General features: G+C 67.5%; 16 protein-coding genes and 1 pseudogene. 11 read left to right on the top strand and 6 right to left on the bottom strand.

Features of this window, described 5'->3' with window-relative positions; translation table 11 throughout:
- The 4 genes from Q3A80_RS15900 to Q3A80_RS15885 all read left to right on the top strand — a co-directional run.
- The coding region (locus Q3A80_RS15900) for an Ig-like domain-containing protein (protein ID WP_446329910.1) at window positions 1–1,576 on the top strand (1,576 nt) is incomplete at its 5' end.
- Between the two features lie 224 nt (window positions 1,577–1,800).
- Complete coding sequence (locus Q3A80_RS15895; protein WP_446329909.1) at window positions 1,801–3,525, top strand: TolC family protein; 1,725 nt, start codon at window positions 1,801–1,803, stop codon at window positions 3,523–3,525.
- Entirely contained in the window at window positions 3,518–5,737 is a 2,220-nt protein-coding gene (locus Q3A80_RS15890; RefSeq protein WP_446329908.1) for a type I secretion system permease/ATPase, read from the top strand. The genes Q3A80_RS15895 and Q3A80_RS15890 overlap by 8 nt, the downstream gene beginning before the upstream one ends.
- On the top strand, window positions 5,734–6,906 hold the full coding sequence (locus Q3A80_RS15885) for an HlyD family efflux transporter periplasmic adaptor subunit (RefSeq protein WP_446329907.1): 1,173 nt from the start codon (window positions 5,734–5,736) through the stop codon (window positions 6,904–6,906). The genes Q3A80_RS15890 and Q3A80_RS15885 overlap by 4 nt, the downstream gene beginning before the upstream one ends.
- A 24-nt stretch (window positions 6,907–6,930) precedes the next feature.
- On the opposite strand, the gene Q3A80_RS15880 is transcribed toward Q3A80_RS15885, so the two are convergent.
- From Q3A80_RS15880 to Q3A80_RS15865, 4 genes are all read right to left on the bottom strand, one after another.
- Window positions 6,931–7,491, bottom strand: a complete 561-nt coding sequence (locus Q3A80_RS15880) for a DUF488 domain-containing protein (RefSeq protein ID WP_446329906.1) — start codon at window positions 7,489–7,491, stop codon at window positions 6,931–6,933.
- Complete coding sequence (locus tag Q3A80_RS15875; protein ID WP_446329905.1) at window positions 7,488–7,715, bottom strand: DUF2945 domain-containing protein; 228 nt, start codon at window positions 7,713–7,715, stop codon at window positions 7,488–7,490. Before Q3A80_RS15875 ends, Q3A80_RS15880 begins: the two co-directional genes overlap by 4 nt.
- 341 nt (window positions 7,716–8,056) lie before the next feature.
- Window positions 8,057–9,364, bottom strand: a complete 1,308-nt coding sequence (locus Q3A80_RS15870) for an ATP-binding protein (protein WP_446329904.1) — start codon at window positions 9,362–9,364, stop codon at window positions 8,057–8,059.
- Window positions 9,364–10,083, bottom strand: coding sequence for a response regulator (locus Q3A80_RS15865; RefSeq protein ID WP_446329903.1), 720 nt, complete (start codon window positions 10,081–10,083; stop codon window positions 9,364–9,366). Before Q3A80_RS15865 ends, Q3A80_RS15870 begins: the two co-directional genes overlap by 1 nt.
- 279 nt (window positions 10,084–10,362) lie before the next feature.
- On the opposite strand from Q3A80_RS15865, the gene Q3A80_RS15860 reads away from it, so the two are divergent.
- From Q3A80_RS15860 to Q3A80_RS15830, 7 genes and pseudogenes are all read left to right on the top strand, one after another.
- Window positions 10,363–11,502, top strand: a complete 1,140-nt coding sequence (locus Q3A80_RS15860) for an efflux RND transporter periplasmic adaptor subunit (RefSeq protein ID WP_446329902.1) — start codon at window positions 10,363–10,365, stop codon at window positions 11,500–11,502.
- A 9-nt stretch (window positions 11,503–11,511) separates the two neighbouring features.
- The gene (locus Q3A80_RS15855; protein ID WP_446329901.1) at window positions 11,512–14,721 is read left to right on the top strand and encodes an efflux RND transporter permease subunit; all 3,210 of its coding nucleotides are present in this window, start codon (window positions 11,512–11,514) and stop codon (window positions 14,719–14,721) included.
- A complete protein-coding gene (locus tag Q3A80_RS15850; RefSeq protein WP_446329900.1) occupies window positions 14,718–16,184 on the top strand; it encodes an efflux transporter outer membrane subunit in 1,467 nt (488 codons plus the stop codon). The genes Q3A80_RS15855 and Q3A80_RS15850 overlap by 4 nt, the downstream gene beginning before the upstream one ends.
- 74 nt (window positions 16,185–16,258) lie before the next feature.
- A pseudogene (locus tag Q3A80_RS15845) lies at window positions 16,259–16,558 on the top strand (transposase domain-containing protein); the annotation flags it as partial.
- A 136-nt stretch (window positions 16,559–16,694) separates the two neighbouring features.
- The gene (locus Q3A80_RS15840; RefSeq protein WP_446329899.1) at window positions 16,695–17,984 is read left to right on the top strand and encodes an NAD(P)/FAD-dependent oxidoreductase; all 1,290 of its coding nucleotides are present in this window, start codon (window positions 16,695–16,697) and stop codon (window positions 17,982–17,984) included.
- A 16-nt stretch (window positions 17,985–18,000) separates the two neighbouring features.
- Window positions 18,001–18,558 carry a helix-turn-helix domain-containing protein gene (locus Q3A80_RS15835; protein WP_446329898.1) on the top strand — a complete coding sequence of 186 codons (558 nt, stop codon included), beginning with the start codon at window positions 18,001–18,003 and terminating at the stop codon, window positions 18,556–18,558.
- Window positions 18,559–18,706: 148 nt separating this feature from the next.
- On the top strand, window positions 18,707–20,053 hold the full coding sequence (locus Q3A80_RS15830) for a glutamine synthetase family protein (RefSeq protein WP_446329897.1): 1,347 nt from the start codon (window positions 18,707–18,709) through the stop codon (window positions 20,051–20,053).
- Window positions 20,054–20,109: 56 nt separating this feature from the next.
- Here Q3A80_RS15830 and Q3A80_RS15825 read toward each other — a convergent pair whose 3' ends face one another.
- Entirely contained in the window at window positions 20,110–20,499 is a 390-nt protein-coding gene (locus Q3A80_RS15825) for a lysozyme inhibitor LprI family protein (RefSeq protein ID WP_446329896.1), read from the bottom strand.
- Between the two features lie 50 nt (window positions 20,500–20,549).
- The gene (locus Q3A80_RS15820) at window positions 20,550–21,311 is read right to left on the bottom strand and encodes an N-acetylmuramoyl-L-alanine amidase family protein (RefSeq protein WP_446329895.1); all 762 of its coding nucleotides are present in this window, start codon (window positions 21,309–21,311) and stop codon (window positions 20,550–20,552) included.
- Window positions 21,312–21,376 lie beyond the last annotated feature (65 nt).

Genomic DNA, 21,376 nt, shown 5'->3' with positions numbered 1-21,376 from the left:
AGCAGAAGCGGGCAGCACGGTCAGCATCTACGACGGCACGACCCTGCTCGGCACGACGACGGCCGACCCGACCGGCAACTGGACCTTCACGCCGACTACCGCGTTGGGCGAAGGCGCACACAGCCTGACGGTCACGGCAACCGACACCGCAGGCAACGTCAGCCTCCCGAGCGCATCGTTCGCGATCACCGTCGATACGACCGCCCCGACCGCGGCGGCCACGCTGACGACCCTGACCGACAACACCGGCGCGCCCAACGACTGGATCACCGGCGACACGACGCCTACCCTCGGCGGCACGCTGAACGCGGCGCTCGGCGCGGGCGAGGTCGTCCAGGTCAGCCTCGACGGCGGCGCACACTGGACCAACGCGACCGTCGACGGCACGAACTGGACCTGGTATGCACCGGGCGTGTTGTCCGCGGCCGACTACACGGCGACGGTGCGTGTCGTCGATGCGGCGGGCAACGTCGGCCCGACGACGTCGCAGCTCTTCACGATCGATCCGAACGTCGCACCGGTCGTATCGGCGCAGTCGTCGGGGAACCTGCTCGGCATCGTCGGCGCGAACCTGCTCAACCTGATCGATTTCAGCACGCAGCAGGCGTTCTCCGGATCGGACTACAACAACAACCTCGATCACGTGACGCTGCACTACGGCGGGTTGATCGGCCTGGGCGCGCTGCAATTCAACGCGAACCAGGCGCTGGCGAACGAACTGGGGCTCCACTTCAACGTCGTCAACAACAACGGGATCCTCGGCGTGATCGGGCCGTCGTCCGACCTGACGATCACCGCGGCCGACGGCGGCACGATCGACAACCTGAAGCTCAACGAGTTTCTCGGCTCGATCACGCTGAACGGCGGGCTGATCAGCGTCAGCGCGCTCGACAGCGTGACGATCTCCGCGACCGACAAGACCGGCCTGTCCGCATCGGCCACGGCTGGCCAGTTGCTGAACGCGAGCCTGCTCGGCTCCACGCAATCGGCGTCGATCATCGAAGGGACGTCGGGCAACGACACCGTCACCGGCACGTCCGGCAACGACCGCCTGTACGGCTACAACGGCGACGACGTGCTGAACGCGGGCGACGGCAACGACCTGCTGCGCGGCGGTGCCGGCAACGACACGCTCAACGGCGGCAACGGCAACGACATCCTGATCGGCGGCGCCGGCAACGACACGCTGACGGGCGGCGCCGGCACCGACGTGTTCCTGTGGGAAGCCGGCGGCGCGGACAACACCGGCGGCAACGGCCAGGACGTCATCACCGACTTCCAGCTCGCAAGCGGCCCCGGCGATACGAGCGGCGACAAGATCGATCTGTCGAAGCTGCTGGTCGGCTACACGGCGGACGCGGACGGCCCCGCGCATTACGTGGACGGCGTGCCCACCATCGATGCGGGCGACACGATCGGGCAGTTCCTGTCGGTGACGAACGTCGGCGCCGATACGGTGATCAGCATCGACCGCGACGGCGCGGGGACGGCGTTCAGTTCCGAAACCCTCGTCACGCTGAACAACGTGACGACCAACCTGGAGACCCTGCTCGCGAACCAGCAGATCATCGTCTGACCGCAGCGCCACGGGGAGGCCGGCCTGCCTCCCCGACACGGCGAGCCCGTTCGCATCGCGACGCGGGCTTGCCCGACGCATATCCGTCCTCGCGGCAAGCGAGGGCATGCTTTGCCGGACGGTTCGCCGCCGGCATCCCGATGATGCTCAAGACAACCGCCCGTTCCAGATACACCCTGTGTCGCGCCGTGCGCGCGGCGCGTGCCGTTTTCCATCCAGGCCATATGTTGTTCGCGATCGCGCTGCTCGACACCGCACCGGCGGCGTTCGCGTCGTCGTCGCCGCTACCGAGCGGCCGACTGACCGATTCGTTCGCGACCGCGGCGCGCGTGCCGGCGCCTGCGCCTGCGGTCCAGGCTGCTGCGGCGTCGCCCGCGCGTTCGTCGCCGCCTGCGGCGCCCCGGGCGGCCGCTCCGGCGATGCGCACCGCGACGACGACGGCGTCGTTCGTGCCGCTGCCGGCCGGTCTGCCCGCTGCCGCACCGGGCCGGCACGTGGCGCCGCCGTTGCCGCCCGCTGACCCGGCGCGGCGCATCGTGCTCGCGAACCTGTCTCGCGCGATGGCGCCGGGCGACGCGCCATCGCCAGTGACGGCGCCGCGTGACGGGGTGACGACGATCACGCCGGATCTGCCGGACATGCCGGACGCATTCGACACGCCCGCTGTCGCGCGCGCAGCGGATCCCGCGGACGCCGAGGTCGCCGACGGCGCAGCGGGCGAAACGCTGCGCATCGCGCTCGACCAGCTGACGCTGCGCGACGCGGTGGGCGTCGCGATCGCGCGCCATCCCGACATCGGCCGCGCCCATGCGGAAGTCGCGCAAAGCACGTCGGAGGTCGAGGTCGCGAAGGCAGCGTGGTATCCGAAGATCGACTACGGCGTGCGTCCCGGCTACGGCGGCAGCTTCGGCAGCAACGGCAATCGCACCGGCACGCGCGCGTCGATCGGCGTGTCGCAGTTGCTGTACGACTTCGGCCGCACGTCGGGACGGATTTCCGCGGCGGACTCGACGCTGAGCCAGAAGCAGTATCAGCTGGCCGACACGATCGAGACGGTTGCGTACCAGACGGCGTCGACGTTCGTCGAACTGGCCGCCAGCCAGGACGTCGTCGCCGCCGCGCGGCGTCAGGTCGCCGCGCTGAGCGACACGCGCACGAAGATCCTCGATCGCGTGCGGGCCGGATTATCGGTTTCGTCGGATCGCAATCTCGTCGAACTGGCGATCCTGCATGCGCAGGCGGAAGTGCTGAAGGCACACACGCGCTTCGACGTCGCAGCCGCGAAGCTCACGGAATTGATCGGCGCGCGTCCGCGGCGCGTGGCGAATCTCGGCGGCACGGTGGATTTCGTCGGCGCTCTCGGGTACGTCGGGGGCGATATCGAACGGACGCCGTCGGTGCTTGCCGCGGCGGCCGCCGTCGATGCGGCCGATGCGCGCGTGCGCGTCGCGCAGGCAGAACGCTTCCCGTCGATCGGCATCGGTGCGAGCCGTTCGGTGTCGAGCGGCCGTCCGAACGCCACCAACGACACCTGGATCGGTTTCGCCGTGAGCGGCAACTACTCGCTCGGCGGTCTGGCGAAACACCAGATCGCGGCCGCCGAAGCCGAATTGCGCGCGAACCGTGAAAGCCTCGAGAACCGGCGGCTCGTGACGCGCAGCGCGCTCAAGTCGGCGGAGATCGAAGCGTCCGGCGCGGCCGCGCGGCTGAACAGCTACGAGAAGGTGACCGCGCTGTCGCGGGCGTCGCGCGACCTGTACTGGCAGGAATACATCCTGAACAAGCGCACGCTGACCGACGTCGTGAATCCGGAGCGCGACATCTTCGAATCGGAAGTCGAGGCAATCAACGCACTGGCCGACGGCGCGATCGCGCGCATCAAGGCTTACGTGGCGGTCGGCAAGTTCGTCGAATTGCTGCGCGAACACGAAGGGAGTCGTCATGAATGATGCGTTTCGCGCCGGGCGCGATGCCGGCGCCGACATCGCGCGCTGGGCCGACCCGCTGATTTTCGCTGCACGCCATCTCGGTCTGGCCGTTTCGCCCGAGCAGGTGCGCGGCGCGGCAGCGTGGGCCAGCCTCGCGGACCCGGACGCGGCCGTCATCGAAGTCGCCGCGTCCGCGGGACTCGCCGCGCAATTCGCCGCATTGCCGCCGGCGCGGCTCACGCCGGCGATGCTGCCGGCGCTCGCCGTGTTCGACGACGCGCATGTCGGCGTGATCGTGTCGGTCGCGGCGGGGCGCGCAATCGTCCAGTTCGTCTTCGACGGCAAGCCGGTCGAACGCGCGCTCGATCTGGACGCGCCGGCACCCACGTGGCCGGCCCGCGTGCTGCTCGTCCACGAGCGGGTTGCGCGGCGTGACGAGCGCGTCGACGGCTATCTGTCCGCCAAACCCGACACCTGGCTGCACGATTTGTTCTCGGCGCAATGGAAGGTGTTGCTCGATCTCGGTGCCGGCTCGCTGTTCGGCAATCTGCTCGCGATCGCGACGTCGCTGTTCGCGATGCAGGTGTGGGATCGCGTGGTGCCGGCGCGGGCGACGCATACGCTGTGGGTGCTGGCGTCCGGCGTCGTGCTCGCGCTCGCGCTGGAACTGCTGCTGCGTACCGCGCGCGTGTCGATCGCCGATCATTTCGGCAAGCAGGCGGACCTCAGGCTGTCCGCAATGTTCTTCGCACGCGTGCTCGACATCCGAAACGACGCGCGGCCGCGCTCGCCGGGCACGCTGGTCGCACAGCTGCGCGACCTCGAACAACTGCGCGAACTGCTGACGTCGAGCACGATGGGCGTGCTGATCGACATTCCATTCGTCATCGCGTTCCTGCTCATCATCTGGCTGCTCGGCGGCCCGCTCGCGTTCGTGCCGCTCGCGGCGATTCCGCTGCTGATCCTGCCGGGCGTGCTTGCGCAAATCCCGCTGGCGAAGCTGTCGAACCAGGGGCTTGCGGAATCGGCGCTGCGCAACGCGATCCTGATGGAGTCGATCTATCGCGCGGAGGACATCAAGGCGCTGCAGGCGGAGCCGCGCTTCAGGCAGCTGTGGGCACATACGAACAGCGTGAATGCCGACATCGGGCTGCAGCAACGCCGGCTGGCCGGCCTGCTCGTGAATCTCGCGCAGACGGTGCAGCAGCTCGCGTACGCCGGCGTGCTGGTCGCCGGCGTGTACGGCATCCTGGACTCCAGCCTGTCGTTTGGCGCCGTGCTCGCCTGTTCGATCCTGACGAGCCGCACGATCGCGCCGCTCGGCCAGATTCCCGCGGTACTGTCGCGCATCCAGAACGTACGCGCGGGCAAGAAAGGGCTCGACAACCTGCTCGCGCTGCCGCTCGATCACGATCCGTCGGTCGATGCGTATCACAAGCCGGCGCTCGTCGGCCGCTATCGCTTCGAACAGGTCGGATACAGCTTCGATCCGCAGGAAAAGCCGGTGCTCAGTATTCCGAACCTGTCGATCGAGCCGGGCGAGCGGGTGGCGATCCTCGGCCGGGTCGGCGCGGGAAAATCGACGCTGCTGCGGTTGTTCGGCGGGCTCGCGACGCCGGTGCAGGGGCGCATCCTGTTCAACGACACGCCGATGCCGCTGATCGATGTCGCCGATGTGCGTCGCGACGTCGGGATGCTGTTGCAGGAATCGAGTCTCTTCTACGGCACGCTGCGGGAGAACCTGCTGATCGCGAATCCGCTCGCGACCGACGACGCGATGCTCGCCGCGATGAAGGTCGCGTGCGCGGACCAGTTGCTGCTGCGGCAGCCGCACGGCCTCGACCTGAAGCTGCGCGAGAGCGGCCTGGGGTTGTCCGGCGGCCAGAAGCAGGCGCTGATGCTGGCGCGCGTGATCCTGCGCTCGCCGAACGTGTTGCTGCTCGACGAGCCGACCGCGTCGCTCGACGAGGCCACCGAGCGCGCGATTGTCGAACGCCTGCAGCAGTGGCTCGGCAATCGCACGTTGATCGTGGCGACGCATCGTTATCCGGTGCTGTCGATCGTCGACCGCATCATCGTGCTCGATGGCGGACGCGTGGTGCGTGACGGTCCGAAGGACGAGGTGCTGGCCGCGCTGCGCGGTTCCGGCACGCCGGAGCGGGCGGCCGCGGCGCGCGCGCCGGCCGGCGGCTCGAATCCGTTGCCGGCGCAGATGGCGGGGGAGGCACGATGAGCGATTTCCCGTGGTCGGCAAACCGTGCGCGCGAAGCGGCGCCTGCGCGGCGGATCCTGTGGCTGATCGTCGCTGCGCTGGCGGCCTTTCTGGTGTGGTCGGTATTCGCGAACCTCGACGAAGTCGCGGTCGGCGAGGGCAAGGTCACGCCGGCCTCCAAAGGGCAGGTCATCCAGAGTCTCGAAGGCGGCATCCTGTCCGAGCTGGCGGTGCGCGAAGGCGATGTCGTCGATGCGGGCCAGCGGCTTGCGACGCTCGATCCGGTGCTCGCACGCTCGTCGATGGAGGAAACGCTCGAGCGGATCACCGCGTTGCAGGGGCGCGCCGCGCGGCTGTACGCGGAGATGAACGACCTGCCGGGCATCGAATTTCCGGCGGAACTGGCGAACGAGAAAGCCGTGACCGGACGTGAGCGTCAGTTGTTCGTCGCGAACCGTCGCGCGTTTCGCGAAAACGTCGCGAACCTGCGCGAACAGCTGCGTCTTGCCGAGGACGAACTGCGGATTGCGCTGCCGCTGCTGAAAACCGGCGCGACCAACGAGGTCGAGGTGCTCCGGCTGCGTCAGAAGGCCGCCGAATTTTCGACGAAGCTGGCGTCCGCGCAGAGCGAATACTACGTCGCGCTGAAAGCCGACTATTCGAAGACGATGGCCGATCTCGAACCGCTGCTGAAGGTTCGAGAAGGGCGTGCCGACCAATTGCGGCGAACCGTGATTCGCGCGCCGGCGCGCGGCATCGTGAAGGACATCCGCGTGTCCACGGTTGGCGGCGTGATCGCGCCGGGCGGCATGCTGATGGAAATCGTGCCGCTCGACGACCAGTTGCTGATCGAGGCGCGTCTCAGCCCTCGCGACATCGCGTTCATTCATCCGGGGCAGGAAGCGACCGTGAAGATCACGGCGTTCGAACCGTCGATCTACGGATCGCTGCCGGCGAAGGTCGAGCGAATCTCACCCGACACGATCGAGGACCAGGTCGACCGGCGCGTGTACTACTACCGCGTCTACGTGCTCACGCAGCACGCGTATCTGGAAACCCGCGACGGCAAGCGACACCCGATCCTGCCGGGCATGGTCGCCACCGCGGAGATCCGCACCGGGCGCCGCACCGTGTTCGACTACCTCGTGAAGCCGTTGAATCGCGCGGCCGAGGCGTTGCGCGAGCGCTGACGCTGACGCGCCGCGCGCGGCCGGTCACGCGCGCGGCGCCGGATCGCGGTCGTCGGCATCCGGGTAGACGATCGTGCCGTCATCCCGGATCACCGCACCGGCCGTGAGCCGCGCGGGCTCCGCGCGGTTCTTGCCCATGATGTGCAGCACCGTTTCGCCGCGTGCGATCAGGTAGTCGGACACGATGCGCCGATGACAGCGCCACCACACGGCTTCCGAGCACATGATCGCGCAGCGCTGCCGATGGCCGTGCGCGATCAGCTCGTCGAGACCCGTCCGGAACTCGGGCGACAGCGCGTAGTCGGCATAGCGATGGAAGCTGCGGTTGATCCAGAAGTCGTTGACTTCGATCGGCACGTCGCGCGACTTGCCGCGCAGGCCGCCGAGTTCCGCGATGTGCTCGTACCGGATGCCGGCCGCGGCCAGCGCATCGGGCAGCGTCGCTTCGTTGAACTGCGGGTTCGTGCGCGAGCGCGTCATCTTGCGGATATCGGCGAGCAGCGCGACGTCGACCGCATCGAGCATCTCGACGAACTCGTCGAGCGTGCGGTTCGAGTGGCCGATGGTGTAGAACGGCAGCGTCACGCGTCGTCCTTGCCGGCGATGCGTTCGAGCACGCGGCCGCGATGCGCGGCGATGTGGTCGGTACGGTCGCTCTTGATCTCGTATTGCGGATCGTCGGGCGACGCACGGTGGCGATGGCCCTTGTAGTCGAAATCCTGCGTGTGGATTGCGACGATCCTGCCGGTCACGTAACCGGCTTCGGAATTCCAGCGGACGTGGTCGCCCAGCTTGAACGGCGTCGTCATGCGGGAGCCTCCTTGCATCGATGCGGCTTCGTCTCCGTTGCCGTGCGCATTATCGGCGCCGGCCGTGGATGGAAAAAGATACAGACGGCGGCGCAGCGCTGTGCTGGCGGCGCAAGCGTCATGCCGGCGTCCGACGCGTTTTCATTCTCCTGACAATACTGGATCTCATTACTTCCGTGTCGAGATTCACCCGCTCTTGACGTTACTTCACGATATGGCAACGCTCCGCTGAAGTATTGCTCGGCGAGGTGCGCATGGCTTTCGGGGAAAAGCGGGGGCCGAGATTGTGCGGTAACCGACCGGAATCGGCATACGCGCAATCTCCCCTGTCGCCAATGCGCCTAGCCTCGCGGCCACGGAAGCACGATTCGCGCGATGAGCCCGGTCGGTTTTCGGTTCACGAGCGCGAACGTGCCGCCGTGAGCATGAACGATTTCTCGAACGATCGACAAACCGAGCCCGACGCTCCCCGGGCGATCGCTGCGAGCTGGATCGAGACGCACGAACGGCTCGATCACGTCTCGCAGTCGATCCTCGGGAATGCCTGGCCCGTCGTCGACCACATCGATATGCACGCTCTGCCCGTGGACCGATGCGGCTACCGCGACGCCGCTGCCGAAGTGCAGCGCATTCTCGATGAGGTTCGTCAGCACCCTGCGCATCGCATCCGGGCGGCAAAAGAAGCGGATCTGCTCCGGGCCGACATACCGCACCGCCGTGCCGGCCTCCTCGTATTCGTCGCACAGCGTGGAGATCAGTGCGCCGAGGTCGAGCCATTCCTTCTCTTCGCGGTCCACGCCGGTGCTGAGGAAGGCCAGCGCGGACGTGACCATCGACTGCATCAGCTCGATGTTCCGTATCAGCTTGTCGCGCACGTATTCGCTCTGTTCCATTTCCAGTTGCAGCCGCATACGCGTCAGCGGCGTACGCAAGTCGTGGCTGATCGCAGCGAGCATGCGCGTACGGTTCTGGACCGACAGCGCGATGCGTTCCTGCATCAGGTTGAATGCATGTGCCGCCGATCGAATTTCGAGCGGGCCTTCTTCCGCGATCGGCGACACCGACATCTGCTGGCCGAACGCGTCGGCGTGTTCGGACAACCGCCGCAACGGACGGATTACGCGCGAGATGGCCCACGCCGACATCGCGGCCACGCCCACGCACATGAAGATCAACGCGCCGTAGAACGGAAAGGAATAGCGTGGCGGGTCGACCGCATTGCGGACGGTCTGAACCTCGAGCGTCTGGTTGCCGAGCGGCACTCGCACCCGGATCGGCGCATCGCCGGCATGTTCGCCCGCGCAAGCGCGTACGGACAGGGCCGCCGCGCCCGTCAGCTCCGATTTCAGCACGGACTCGAGGTTTCGCGTGTCCGGAGTTTCTGCGGAGCAGGCCGACGCAGCCTGCGACAGCCGGAACGACAGCCCCGGCTGCCGCATCGTCGCGACCACGGCGCTGCGCCCGGCGTCGGGCATCGCGCGCAGACTCTCGACCGCGCTGGCGATGCGATAGGCGCTCTGCCATGGCCACGGTGGAGCGGGCGCGGTGTGGTGCGACAGCAGAACGATGAAGAGCACGGCCGTCGCGCTCGACGAGCACGTCAGAATCAGCAGGATCTGCCCGAGCGTGGTGGAAATGATCCGGCGCATCAGACGAAGACCACGTCGGGCTGAAACACGTAGCCGTCGGTGCGTACCGTACGGATCGTTTCCTCGAGCGGATCGTTGCCGGCGAGCTTGCGCCGCAACCGGCTCACGAGCAAATCGATCGAGCGCCCCGAGATCGGGAAGTTGGTTCCGCGCGTGAGATTGATGAGCTCTTCGCGCGAGAGCACCTTGCGGACGTGCTGGCAGAGCACGAGCAGCAGGTCGGTTTCCGCGCCCGTCAGCGGCACGCGCAGGCCTGCCGGCGAGCGTACGAAGCGCCGGTACGGATAGAACGTGAAGCCGGAAAACTGCAGGACCAGTTCGGTGATCGGTTTGCGTTCGTCGCCCTCGGCGGCGACGGGGCGGCGCAACACGGCGCGGATGCGCGCCAGCAACTCGCGCGGATCGAACGGCTTGGGTACGTAGTCGTCAGCACCGAGCTCAAGACCGACCACCTTGTCCGTCGGATCGTCGAGTGCCGTCAGCATGATGATGCGCGGCCCGCCCTTCGCATGCAGGCGACGACAGAGATCGAGCCCGTCCTTGCCCGGCAGCATCACGTCGAGCAGGACCAGGTCGACGTCGTCCGTCGCGAGCAGCGCGTCGGCGGCTTCGACGCTGTCCGCGACGTGCGTGACGTAGCCCTTGCCGGACAGAAAGGCGGCGAGCGGGACGCTGATGTCTGCGTCGTCTTCGACGATCAGGATGGAGTTGCCGGTCAATGGAGTCCCCGTCGTTACGTGCGTGTCGTATGCGGCGCGCGGCCGCGGTGCGTTCGCCGACAAATGTACTCCGGTGCGCACGATCGGTCTGTGTCAATCACGACACATTATATAAATGCACATAAGAATCAACAACTTAGGAGTGGTTTAACGTATCGTGCACCGCATCTTGGAAGGATGGTGGTCGTACACATGAACAAGCAGTTGGAGTGTTGCCGGTTGCGTTTGCCGGCGTTGTCCGGGCCTGCATCGCCGACGCGCCCGACGCGCTGGCCGGTCATGCTGGCGTTGTTCGCGTCGCTCGCGCTCGCGGGCTGCGGCGATCATGGCGCAGCCCCCGGCCCCGCCCCCGCCCCGGGCGCGGCCGCGGCGGCCGTCGAGGTCGGCGTCCAGACCCTGGCGCCGCAGCGGATCGACGAGCGCACGGTGCTGTCGGGCCGCCTGTCGGCACTGCAGGTGTCCGACGTGCGGCCGCAGATCGGCGGGATCGTGCGCAAGCGGCTCTTTACCGAAGGTGCCGACGTCAAGGCCGGACAGGTGCTGTACCAGATCGATCCGGCCGCATACCAGGCCACCTACGACCAGGCGCGCGGCACGCTGGCGAAGGCCGAAGCGACGCTCGCGTCGGCGAAGACGAAGGCCGCGCGCTACGCGCAGCTCGCGAAGATCGGCGCGGTCAGCGCGCAGGACAACGACGACGCGGCCGCGGCCGTGCGCGAAGACGAGGCCGACGTGCTGGCCGATCGCGCGTCGCTCGAATCCGCGCGCGTCAATCTCGGCTACACGCGGATCACCGCGCCGATCGCCGGGCGCATCGGCGCGTCGTCGGTGACCGAAGGAGCGCTGCTGACGGCCGACCAGACCACCGCGCTCGCGACCATCCAGGCATACGACCGGATGTATCTCGACGTCACCCGCTCGAGCGCCGAATGGCTGCGGTTGCGCAAGGCGTATACATCGGGCCGCCTGCAGCGCGCCGGCGACGGCGCCGTCGTGCGGCTCACGATGGAAGACGGCACGCCGTATCCGCATGACGGCATGCTGCAGTTCTCCGGCATCACCGTCGACCAGACGACCGGATCCGTCACCCTGCGGATCATTTTCCCGAACCCCGACGGCGAACTGCTGCCGGGGATGTTCGTGCGTGCGGAACTCGACGAGGGTGTCGATGCGAATGCGCTGCTGGTGCCGCAGCTCGCCGTCACGCGTGCGTCGGACGGCAGCGCGAGCGTGTGGGTCGTCGATGCGACCGGCCACGCGAAGCAGGTGGCCGTGCGCGCCGACACCGCCTATGGCGACCGGTGGATCGTGTCGAGCGGATTGAAGGCGGGCGATCGCGTGATCGTCGACGGCTTGCAGAAGGTGCAGGCCGGCGCGGCGGTGCATGTGACGGCCGATGCGTCGGCCGCGAAGTCGTAAGGAGCGCGCATGGCAGGATTTTTCATACAGCGCCCGGTCCTCGCATGGGTGATCGCGATCGTGATCATGCTGATCGGTGGCGCCGCGAGCACGACGCTGCCGGTCGAACAGTATCCGACCATCGCGCCGCCGTCGGTGCGCGTGAGCGCGACCTATCCGGGCGCATCCGCCGACACGGTGGCCAAGACCGTCACGCAGGTGATCGAGCAGAAGCTGTCCGGCATCGACAACCTGATGTACATGTCGTCGACGAGCAGCAACGCGGGGCAGGCGACGATCAACCTGACGTTCGAACCCGGCACCAACGCCGACATCGCGCAGGTGCAGGTGCAGAACAAGGTGACGCAGGCGTCGGCGTCGCTGCCCGAAACCGTGCAGGAACAGGGGGTGCAGGTCGCGAAGGCGTCCAGCAACTTCCTGATGATCGTCGCGCTGTCGTCGCCCGGCGGCACGCTGAACTCGATCGAGCTCGGCAACGTGATCGCGACGCAGATCGAGGATTCACTCACGCAGCTGACCGGCGTCGGCGACGTCACGCTGTTCGGCGCCGAGCACGCGATGCGGATCTGGCTGAACCCGGTCAGGCTGAAGAGCGTCGGGCTCACCGCGTCGGACGTGACGACCGCCATCACCAACCAGAACGTGCAGTTGTCGGTCGGCGAATTGGGCGGAGCGCCCGCGACGGATGCGCAGGCGATCAACGCGACCATCGCGTCGTCGAGCCTGCTGACGACGCCCGGGCAGTTCGGCAACATCCTGCTGCGCGTCAATGCCGACGGCTCGAAGGTACTGCTCAAGGACGTCGCGCGCATCGAGGTCGGCGGCGATTCGTACGGCACCTCGTCGCGAAGCGACGGCAAGCCGGCCGCCGCGCTCGCGGTCAAGCTGTCGACCGGCGCGAACGCGATGTCGACGGCGAAGAAGGTACGCGCGAAGCTCGCCGAGCTGCAACCGCAGTTGCCGAAGGACGTCGCGATCAGCTATCCGTACGATTCGACGCCGTTCGTGAAGATCTCGATCGAGGAAGTCGTGAAGACGCTCGTCGAGGCCGTGATCCTGGTGTTTCTCGTGATGTACCTGTTCCTGCAGAACCTGCGCGCGACGCTGATCCCGACCATCGTCGTGCCGGTCGCGCTGCTGGGCACGCTGGGCGCGATGTCGGCGATCGGGTTCTCGATCAACGTGCTGTCGATGTTCGCGATGGTGCTCGCGATCGGGCTGCTGGTCGACGATGCGATCGTCGTCGTCGAATGCGTCGAGCGGATCATGGCCGATGAGAAGCTCGGGCCGAAGGCCGCGACGAAGAAGGCGATGGGGCAGATCACCGGCGCGCTGGTCGGCGTGACGACCGTGCTGACCGCCGTGTTCATCCCGATGGCGTTCTTCTCGGGATCGACGGGCGCGATCTACCGGCAGTTCTCGGTGACGATCGTGTCCGCGATGGTGTTGTCCGTGCTGCTCGCGCTGACGTTGACGCCCGCGCTGTGCGCGACGCTGCTCACGCCCGCGTCGGCCGAGCAGCACGCGCGCCGCGGGTTCCTCGGCGCGTTCAACCGGATGTTCGAGAAAAGCAACGCGCGATACAGTGCGACGCTCGCGCGCGTCGTCGCGAAGCCCGCGCGCTGGATGATCGCCTATGCGCTGATCGCCGGCATCGTCGCGCTGCTGTTCGTGACGCTGCCGTCGTCGTATCTGCCGGAAGAGGACCAGGGCTCGATCATGGTGTCCGTTTCCGCGCCGGTCGGCACGCCGGCATCGAGCACGCTGAAGACGGTCCAGGCCGTCGAACAGTACTTCCTGAAGCAGCCGGCCGTCGCGCACATCATGACGGTCAACGGCTTCAGCTTCAACGGCCAGGGGCAGAACAACGCGTTCGCCTTCGTGCAGCTCAAGGACTGGGGCCAGCGCGGCGCGAACGACAGTGCGCAGGCGGTGATCAATCGCGCGAACGCCGCGTTCGCGAAGCGTCGCGATGCGCAGATCTTCGTGATGAACCCGCCCGCGATCCAGGGGCTCGGCACGCAAAGCGGCCTCGACTTCGAGATCGAGGACCGTTCGGGCCAGGGGCACGACAAGCTGTTGAGCGCGCGCAACCGCTTCATGGCGCTGGCCGCGAAGGAACCGTCGCTCGCGATGACGCGCCCGGGAGGCCTCGAGGACACGCCGCAGCTCTATGTCGACATCGACCGCGAGAAGGCCAGTGCGCTCGGGCTGTCGATCTCGGATATCGACACGACGCTGTCGACCGCGTTCGGCTCGTCGTACGTGAACAACTACATCGATACCGGCCGGATCCAGAAGGTCTACGTGCAGGCCGATGCGCCTTACCGGATGATGCCGTCGGACATCGGGCAGTGGTATGTGCGCGCGGATTCATCGTCTTCATCTTCCTCTTCGTCCTCCGGCTCGTCGTCGAGCACGTCGTCGTCCTCGACGACGTCCTACGACGGGCGGATGGTGCCGTTCTCGGTGTTCTCCAGCACGCGCTGGACTTTCGGCCCACCGCAGATCGAGCGCTACAACCGCGAGCTGGCGATGGAGATGAGCGCACAGACAGCGCCCGGCGTCAGTACCGGCCAGGCGATGCAGGCGGTCGAGAAGATCGCGCAGCAGTTGCCAAGCGGCTTCGGCATCGAATGGACAGGCCAGTCGTATCAGGAAGTGCTGGCCGGCTCGCAGGCCACCTACCTGTACGCGATCTCGCTGATCGTCGTATTCCTGTGCCTGGCCGGACTGTACGAAAGCTGGACGGTGCCGCTCGCCGTGATCCTGGTGGTGCCGATCGGCGTGCTCGGCGCGCTGCTGGGCGCGCATCTGCGCGGGCTGTCGAACGACGTCTACTTCAAGGTGGGGCTGCTGACCACGATCGGGCTATCGACCAAGAATGCGATTCTGATCGTCGAATTCGCGAAGGATCTGCAGGCGCAGGGCAAGAGCGTCGCGGAGGCGGTGCTCGAAGCCGCGCATCTGCGGCTGCGGCCGATCCTGATGACCTCGCTGGCGTTCGTGTTCGGCGTGCTCCCGCTCGTGATCAGCACCGGCGCGGGCTCGGCGGCGCGCCGCGCGATCGGCACCGGCGTGGCCGGCGGCATGATCGCGGCCACCGTGCTCGCCATTTTCTTCGTGCCGGTGTTTTTCGTCGTGGTGCGCAAGCTGTTCGGCGCATCGCGCCGCGACCGCGAAGGCGACGCCGCCGGCTCCGCCAGGGATCAAGTATGAAACTGAAACTCGTCTCGTTGCTGTGCGCGCTGGCGCTCGGCGCCTGTTCGCTTGACCCGGCCTATCAGCGGCCGACCGCGCCGATGGCCGGTACCTGGCCCACGGGGGCCGCTTATTCGACGGGGGCTTCGGCTACGTCGCCTGCCTCGGCGGCTTCCACAGCATCGACGGCATCGTCTGCCTCAGCCGCCGTCAGCGCCACGACTTCCGCACCGCTCGCCGCCGACGTCGGCTGGCGCACGTTCTTCCGCGACGCGCGCCTGCAAACGCTGATCGGCCTCGCGCTCGACCACAACCGCGACCTGCGCGTGGCCGCCCTGCAGGTGGCGCAATACGAAGCACAGTACCGGATCACGCGCGCCGCGCTGGCGCCGACGATCGACGCCGGCGGCTCGTTGACGAACGCACGCAGCTCGGGCGCGGTCAGCCGCTCGAGCAGCGTGTCGGTGGGCACCACCTCGTGGGAGATCGATTTTTTCGGCCGCCTGCGCAGTCTCAAGCGACAGGCGCTGGAAACCTACCTGGCGACCGACGCGTCGCGCACCAGCACGCAGCTTTCGCTGGTGGCGACGGTGGCCACCGATTTCCTGCAACTGCTGTCCGACCAGGCGATGCTGAAGATCGCGACGGAAACGGCCGAGGCCGACCGGCAGACCTACGAGCTGGCCGTCAGCATGATGAAGATCGGCAGCGCGTCGCTGCAGGACGTGCGCGAGGCGCAAATCTCACTGGCCAGCGCGCGCGCCAGCGCGGCGTCTTACACGCGCGCCGTGGCGCAGGATCGCAACAACCTCGCGGCCGAAATCGGCTGCCCGCTGCCGGCCGACCTCGACAGCGGTCCCGGCCTGCTCGACAGCGATGCGATGCTGGCCGACGTCGGCCCGGGCCTGCCGTCGGATCTGCTCGAGCGCCGGCCGGACATCGTGCAGGCCGAGCACACGCTGAAGGCGGCCAATGCGAACATCGGCGCGGCACGTGCGGCGTTCTTCCCGAAGATCGAGCTGACCGCCAACGCCGGCACCGCCAGCAGCGGCCTCTCGACGCTATTCAAGGCCGGCACCGGCGCGTGGACGTTCGCGCCGTCGATCTCCGTGCCGATTTTCGATTACGGCAGCAACCGAGCGTCGCTCGACGTCGCGAAGATCGAGAAGGACATCGACGTGGCCGACTACGAAAAGGCGATCCAGACCGCGTTCAAGGAAGTGGCGAACGCGCTGGCCGGCCGCGAAACCTACGTGGCGCAGCTGGCGGCCGATCGGGACTACGTGAGCGCCGCGCAGAGTTACTACGATCTCGCGCTGGCCCGCTACCGCACCGGCAGCGACAGCTTCCTGACGCTGCTGACCGCGCAGCGCACGCTGTACACGGCGCAGCAGCAGCTGGTCACGGATCAGCTCGCGAAGCTGTCGAACCTCGTCACGCTCTACAAGACGCTCGGCGGCGGCTGGTCCGAAACAGGGTAGGGCCAGCCGGCCACGGTGGTCATCAGAACAGGTCCTCGTGCCGGCAGTTGATCGGCAGTTCGGCGATGCTGGCGGCGCTACGTCCGATTGGCACGCTCTACGAGATCGAGGCGCGGATCCGTGGCAAGCCACCTGATGAGCGGCACCGCATGCGCAGGCACGAGCGGTGCCGGTGCACGGCGACATAAAGCAGTGGTTCGACCGGCGCCGACTCCGGCGGCGAACGTGACGCCGCGGTGTACAGCCGGATCGGCATGGCACGCCTGAACGGCCTCGATTCCGACGCGTATCTCGCCTACGTACTCGAGCGCATCGCCGACCATCCGGTCAACCGCGTGGACGAACCGCTACCGTGGAAGGTGACGCCGCCGCTGTCGTACATCCGAGCGAACACCGGGTCCAAGCGGATCACTCCCGACAATACCGGATCTCATACTTCCGCTTGCCGCCGTGAAATTGCCGTGCTAATTTTTCATGAAATTAATCGGCAAAAATTTCACGGGAGTCCGCATGTTCGTGCAGTCCGACCGTCACGTCGCGAGCTACTACGCGGCTACGTACCCGGCGCCGATCCCGCATCGGCCGGAGCTGGACGAACGCATCGACGCCGACGTGCTGATCGTTGGCGCCGGCTTCAGCGGCCTGCATACTGCGCTGCGGCTCGCGCTTGCCGGCAAGCGTGTCGTCGTGCTCGAAGCGAGCCGCGTCGCGTGGGCCGCGTCGGGCCGCAACGGCGGTCAGGCGCTGCTCGGCTGGTCGTGCGACATGCAGCCGCTCGAGGATTCGCTCGGCCGCGACGGCGCCCGCATGCTATGGGACAGCATGCGCTGGGCCGCGGCCGAAGTGCGCGAGCTGCCCGCACGGCACGGCTTCGATATCGACTACCGGCCTGGCAGCCTGTGGGCTGCGGTGCGGCCGCGCCGCGTCGCGATGCTCGCGCAGGCACGCGACGAGGCAGAGCAGCGGTGGGGCTACGACCGGTTGCGCGTGATCGGGCAGGACGAAATGCCCGAATGGATCGGCAGCGCGCGCTATCTCGCCGCGCTCCACGATCCCGAGGCCGGTCACCTGAATCCGCTGAAGCTCGCGCTCGGGCTCGCGCAGACGATCGAACGGGCCGGCGGGCGCATCTTCGAGCAAAGCCGTGTGCTCGACTGTCGCGAGACGGCCGGCGGCCACGTCGCGCGCACTGCGCGCGGCGAAGTACGTGCGGACGTGCTGGTGCTCGCATGCAACGCGTATGTCGACCGGCTCGATCCCGAGCTGTCGCGCCGGCTGCTGCCGGTCGGCACGTATCAGGTCGCGACCGCGCCGCTTGCGCCGGACGTCGCGCGTTCGCTGTTGCCGCGGAACAGCTGCGTGATCGACAACCAGTTCGTGCCCGACTATTTCCGGCTGAGCCCCGACAACCGCCTGCTGTTCGGCGGCGGCTGCACGTATCTCGGCGGGATTCCGGCCGACATCGCCGCGGCGACGCGCCCGTATCTCGAACGCGTGTTTCCGCAACTGCGAGGCGTGCCGCTCGACCACGCGTGGGGCGGCCACATCGACATCAGCATGCGGCGCACGCCGGACATCGGCCGCCGCGGCCAGCGTTTCTGGCTGCAGGGTTTCTCGGGGCACGGCGTGCTGCCGACGCTCGCGGGTGCGCGCGCGGTCGCCGATGCCGTGCTCGGCGACGATCGCCTGCTCGCGCAGTACCAGCGCATCCGCAACCCGCGCTTCCCCGGCGGCGCTTGCCTCGCCGCGCCGCTGGAAGCGCTCGGCAAGGCCTGGTACCGTTTGCGCGATACCGTCTGACGCACCGGAACTCAATATGAACGAACAGGAAGAGATAGAAAGCCTGGCGATCCTGATCCGCGACCTGCGCAAGCATCGCAAGGTCACGCTCAACGATCTAGCGGAACGGATCGGCCGTTCGGTCGGTTTTCTGTCGCAGGTCGAGCGCGGGCTGTCGCGGCCGACGGTCGCCGATCTCACCGCGATCGGCGAGGCGCTCGGCGTGCCGACCACGTATTTCTACAGCCTCAGCAAGCCGCGCAGCGTGCCGTGGGTCACGCGGCCCGACGAGCGGCGCACCGTGTATTACGCGGCCGGCATCACCGATATTCTCGTGTCGCCGAACATGCGTTCGCGCTTCTCGATCCTCGAAAGCCATCTCGCGCCGGGCGCGAGCAGCGGCGAGCGCTCCGTCGACGACAGCGACGAGCAGGGCGGCTTCGTGCTCGAAGGCGAGCTGACGATCTGGCTCGACGGCGACGACACGCCCGTCACGCTCGGCCCGAACGACGCGTTCCAGTTGCCCGCGCACAAGCGGTTTCGCTACGCGAATCTCGGCGATGTGCCGACGCGCGTGATCTGGGTGTTCACCTGATTCGTTACAGGGCGACCAATCGGGTCGTCTTTCGTGGTCATGGATTCGCAGTACTGATCGAAATCGAACATGCACGACCTGCCGCATGCCGATGAATCCGGTTCGCCGCGGTGCGGCACCGCCCTGCAACATATGGAGAGGATCACACATGGCTGACGTCGTTTCCGTGCTGGTCGACGAAGTGCGCGCATTCCGGCACGCGCATCCCGAGATCCGTTATGTCGACCTCATCTGTCTCGATCTGCCCGGCCACTTCTACGGCAAGCGCTATCCGATCGACGCGCTCGAGAAGGTCGCGTCGGGTTCGCTGCTGAAGCTGCCGCAGAACTGCGTGCTGCTCGGCACGCAGGGCGGTCTCTACAGGATCGGCGACTACTGCTTCAACGACGGTGATCCGGATGTGCCGCGTCGTCTGGTCCCGGGCACGCTGAAGCCGGTGCGCTGGGAGCGGCAGCCGCTCGCGCAGATGCTGGTCAGTTCCGACGGCACGGCGGCGCCGATCGAGTTCGAGCCGCGCGAGGTGCTCGCACGCGTGTTGCGGCGGTTCGCGGCCCGCGGAGTCCGGCCGGTCGTCGCGTTCGAGCTGGAGTTCTACCTGTTCGCCGCGCAGCTCGCGGACGGGATGCCGCAATATCCGCGCGATCGCCTGAGCGACGACCGCGACGACCAGCCGAACATGCATATCGAACGCCTGTCGCGGTTTTCCGACGTGCTGCACGAGATGGTCGACGCCGCACGCGAGCAGGGTGTCGATGCGACGGCGATCACGGCCGAACTCGGGCCCGGCCAGTTCGAGATCAACTTCGGCCATACCGACGACGCGTTGCGCGCAGCCGACTGGTCGGCGCTGTTCTGCCGCAGCACGCGCGGCGTCGCGTTGCAGCACGGCTACCGCGCGAGCTTCATGGGCAAGCCGTATCTGCACGCGCCGGGCAGCGGGATGCACGTGCACGTGAGCCTGTACGACGACGCGGGCCGCAACCTGCTCGCGGCGGACGGCCAGCGGCCGCTGCGGCATGCGGTGGCCGGCTGCCTCGCGCTGCTGCCGCACTGCATGCCGGTATTCGCGCCGAATCACAATGCGTTCCGCCGCTACGGCTCGATGGTGAACGCGGCGAGCCGCGCAAGCTGGGGTTTCGAGGACCGCGATGCGTGTATCCGGATTCCGGAGTCGGATGCGCGCGACCTGCGGATCGAACATCGGCTCGCGAGCGCGGACGCGAATCCGTATCTGGTGCTGGCGGCGATTCTCGCCGGGATGGAGCACGGGCTCGCTGCGCGGCTCGAGCCGACTGCACCGTTGAACGACGATCGCGGCAGCGGGATCGATTTCCCGACGGAGATGCTGTCGGCCGTCGCGGCGATGCAGGATCACGCGGCCGTGCGCGACGGGCTCGGCAGCGAGTTCGTGATGGTCTATTGCGAGAACAAGCGCCAGGAGGAGCTGGATTTCCGCAACGAGATCGCGGCGCGGGAGTATCGGTGGTTTCTGTGACGTGCCGCGCCGCGAAGCGACTGGATTCGATTCGCGGCACGGCACCCGGGGCGCGCTTACTCGCCGAGCTTCGCCGTCACGCAGCCGGTGCTCGCACATTCGCGCTCGCGTTCGCGCAGGAACGACAAACGCGATTGCGTGAGGTCGATCGCGCACTGCAGGTTCACGAGATAGCCGTCGTCGCGCGTTTCGCTGCAGCGGTCGTCGCGCTGCTTCATCCACGCGAGCTGGCCCGTCTTCAGTTTCGCCTGCTGGTCGCCGCTCAGCTGCTTGCGCACGCGGCCGTATTCGTCGTTCAGTTCGCGGTCGATCTGCGAAAATTCATTGCTGCTGCAGTACACCTGATCGAACGCACTGCGCGGTTTCCCGCAACCGGCCGCCTGCGCGGCGAACGGCGCGACAAGCGCGAGCAGTGCACAGGATGCAAGCAGATTCTTCTTCTTCATGGCGGTGCTCCTCACTGGGTGAAAACCGTTGAAACCGGACGGCCCCGTCTTTACCGGGGCGCCGTACACGCATCGATCCCGCCCGCGATCGCGGCGGCCAGGCGCTGGATCGTGTCGCGTTGTGCGAGACGCCTTTCCTCGTCGGGATTGACGATCACGCCCGCTTCGACCAGCACGGCCGGAATCGGCGCGGTACGCAGCACGACGAGATCGTCGAAGCGGTGGATGCCGAGTTGCGGATCGATCAGCGGGCGGTTCTCGCCCTTGATCGGCTGCGCGTGATACAGCGACGGCCGTTCGCCGGCCGCGACCAGCCGCTCGGCGATCGACTTCGCGCAGCGCAGGCTTGCCGCGTAATGCGGATTGCGTTCCGACACGAACACCGCGAAGCCGCGGAATTCGCGTTGCCGGCCGGCGTCGATGAACTGCTGCTGCATCGAATCGTGATGGATCGACACGAACAGGTTCGCATCGGGCGCCTGCGTCGAACGCTGGTCGAGCGCGATCTCGCGGCCGTCGGCGGACGTGCGCAGCACGCGATCGCCGTGCGCGACGAGCTTGTCGGCAACGGCGGTGGACAGGTCGAGGTTGTACCGGTACTCGACACGGCCACTTGCGCCGGTTGCACCGGGATGAGCCGGCGTATGGCCGGTGTCGACGACGATGTAGCGGCCCGACGCCGATTGCGCATCGGGACTTGCGGCATCGGCCGCGGGCAGCGCCGGCGCGGCGCCGAGCAACGGCGCGCATGCGAGTATGCGCACGGCGGCGCGCGCGAACGGGCGAAGGCGTCGGGCGGTTCGGTTTGTCATTGTTGTTGTCGAGGAGGGCATACGGCGCGTCGCATGGCGCGGCGCCATCGGCCTGCTCAATGCAG

It is taken from the genome of Burkholderia sp. SR8, from assembly GCF_052851275.1.
The sequence above is the reverse complement of the archived record's forward strand: the minus strand, read 5'-3'. Positions and strand labels throughout refer to the sequence as shown.

Excerpts from the sequence above, each read along its gene's own strand:
- Q3A80_RS15890 (WP_446329908.1), top strand. The coding sequence starts at position 3,518 with ATGAATGATGCGTTTCGCGCCGGGCGCGATGCCGGCGCCGACATCGCG.
- Q3A80_RS15840 (WP_446329899.1), top strand. The coding sequence starts at position 16,695 with ATGTTCGTGCAGTCCGACCGTCACGTCGCGAGCTACTACGCGGCTACG.
- Q3A80_RS15875 (WP_446329905.1), bottom strand. The coding sequence starts at position 7,715 with ATGACGACGCCGTTCAAGCTGGGCGACCACGTCCGCTGGAATTCCGAA.
- Q3A80_RS15835 (WP_446329898.1), top strand. The coding sequence starts at position 18,001 with ATGAACGAACAGGAAGAGATAGAAAGCCTGGCGATCCTGATCCGCGAC.
- Q3A80_RS15860 (WP_446329902.1), top strand. The coding sequence starts at position 10,363 with ATGCTGGCGTTGTTCGCGTCGCTCGCGCTCGCGGGCTGCGGCGATCAT.
- Q3A80_RS15870 (WP_446329904.1), bottom strand. The coding sequence starts at position 9,364 with ATGCGCCGGATCATTTCCACCACGCTCGGGCAGATCCTGCTGATTCTG.
- Q3A80_RS15825 (WP_446329896.1), bottom strand. The coding sequence starts at position 20,499 with ATGAAGAAGAAGAATCTGCTTGCATCCTGTGCACTGCTCGCGCTTGTC.
- Q3A80_RS15895 (WP_446329909.1), top strand. The coding sequence starts at position 1,801 with ATGTTGTTCGCGATCGCGCTGCTCGACACCGCACCGGCGGCGTTCGCG.
- Q3A80_RS15820 (WP_446329895.1), bottom strand. The coding sequence starts at position 21,311 with ATGACAAACCGAACCGCCCGACGCCTTCGCCCGTTCGCGCGCGCCGCC.
- Q3A80_RS15855 (WP_446329901.1), top strand. The coding sequence starts at position 11,512 with ATGGCAGGATTTTTCATACAGCGCCCGGTCCTCGCATGGGTGATCGCG.
- Q3A80_RS15830 (WP_446329897.1), top strand. The coding sequence starts at position 18,707 with ATGGCTGACGTCGTTTCCGTGCTGGTCGACGAAGTGCGCGCATTCCGG.
- Q3A80_RS15850 (WP_446329900.1), top strand. The coding sequence starts at position 14,718 with ATGAAACTGAAACTCGTCTCGTTGCTGTGCGCGCTGGCGCTCGGCGCC.
- Q3A80_RS15885 (WP_446329907.1), top strand. The coding sequence starts at position 5,734 with ATGAGCGATTTCCCGTGGTCGGCAAACCGTGCGCGCGAAGCGGCGCCT.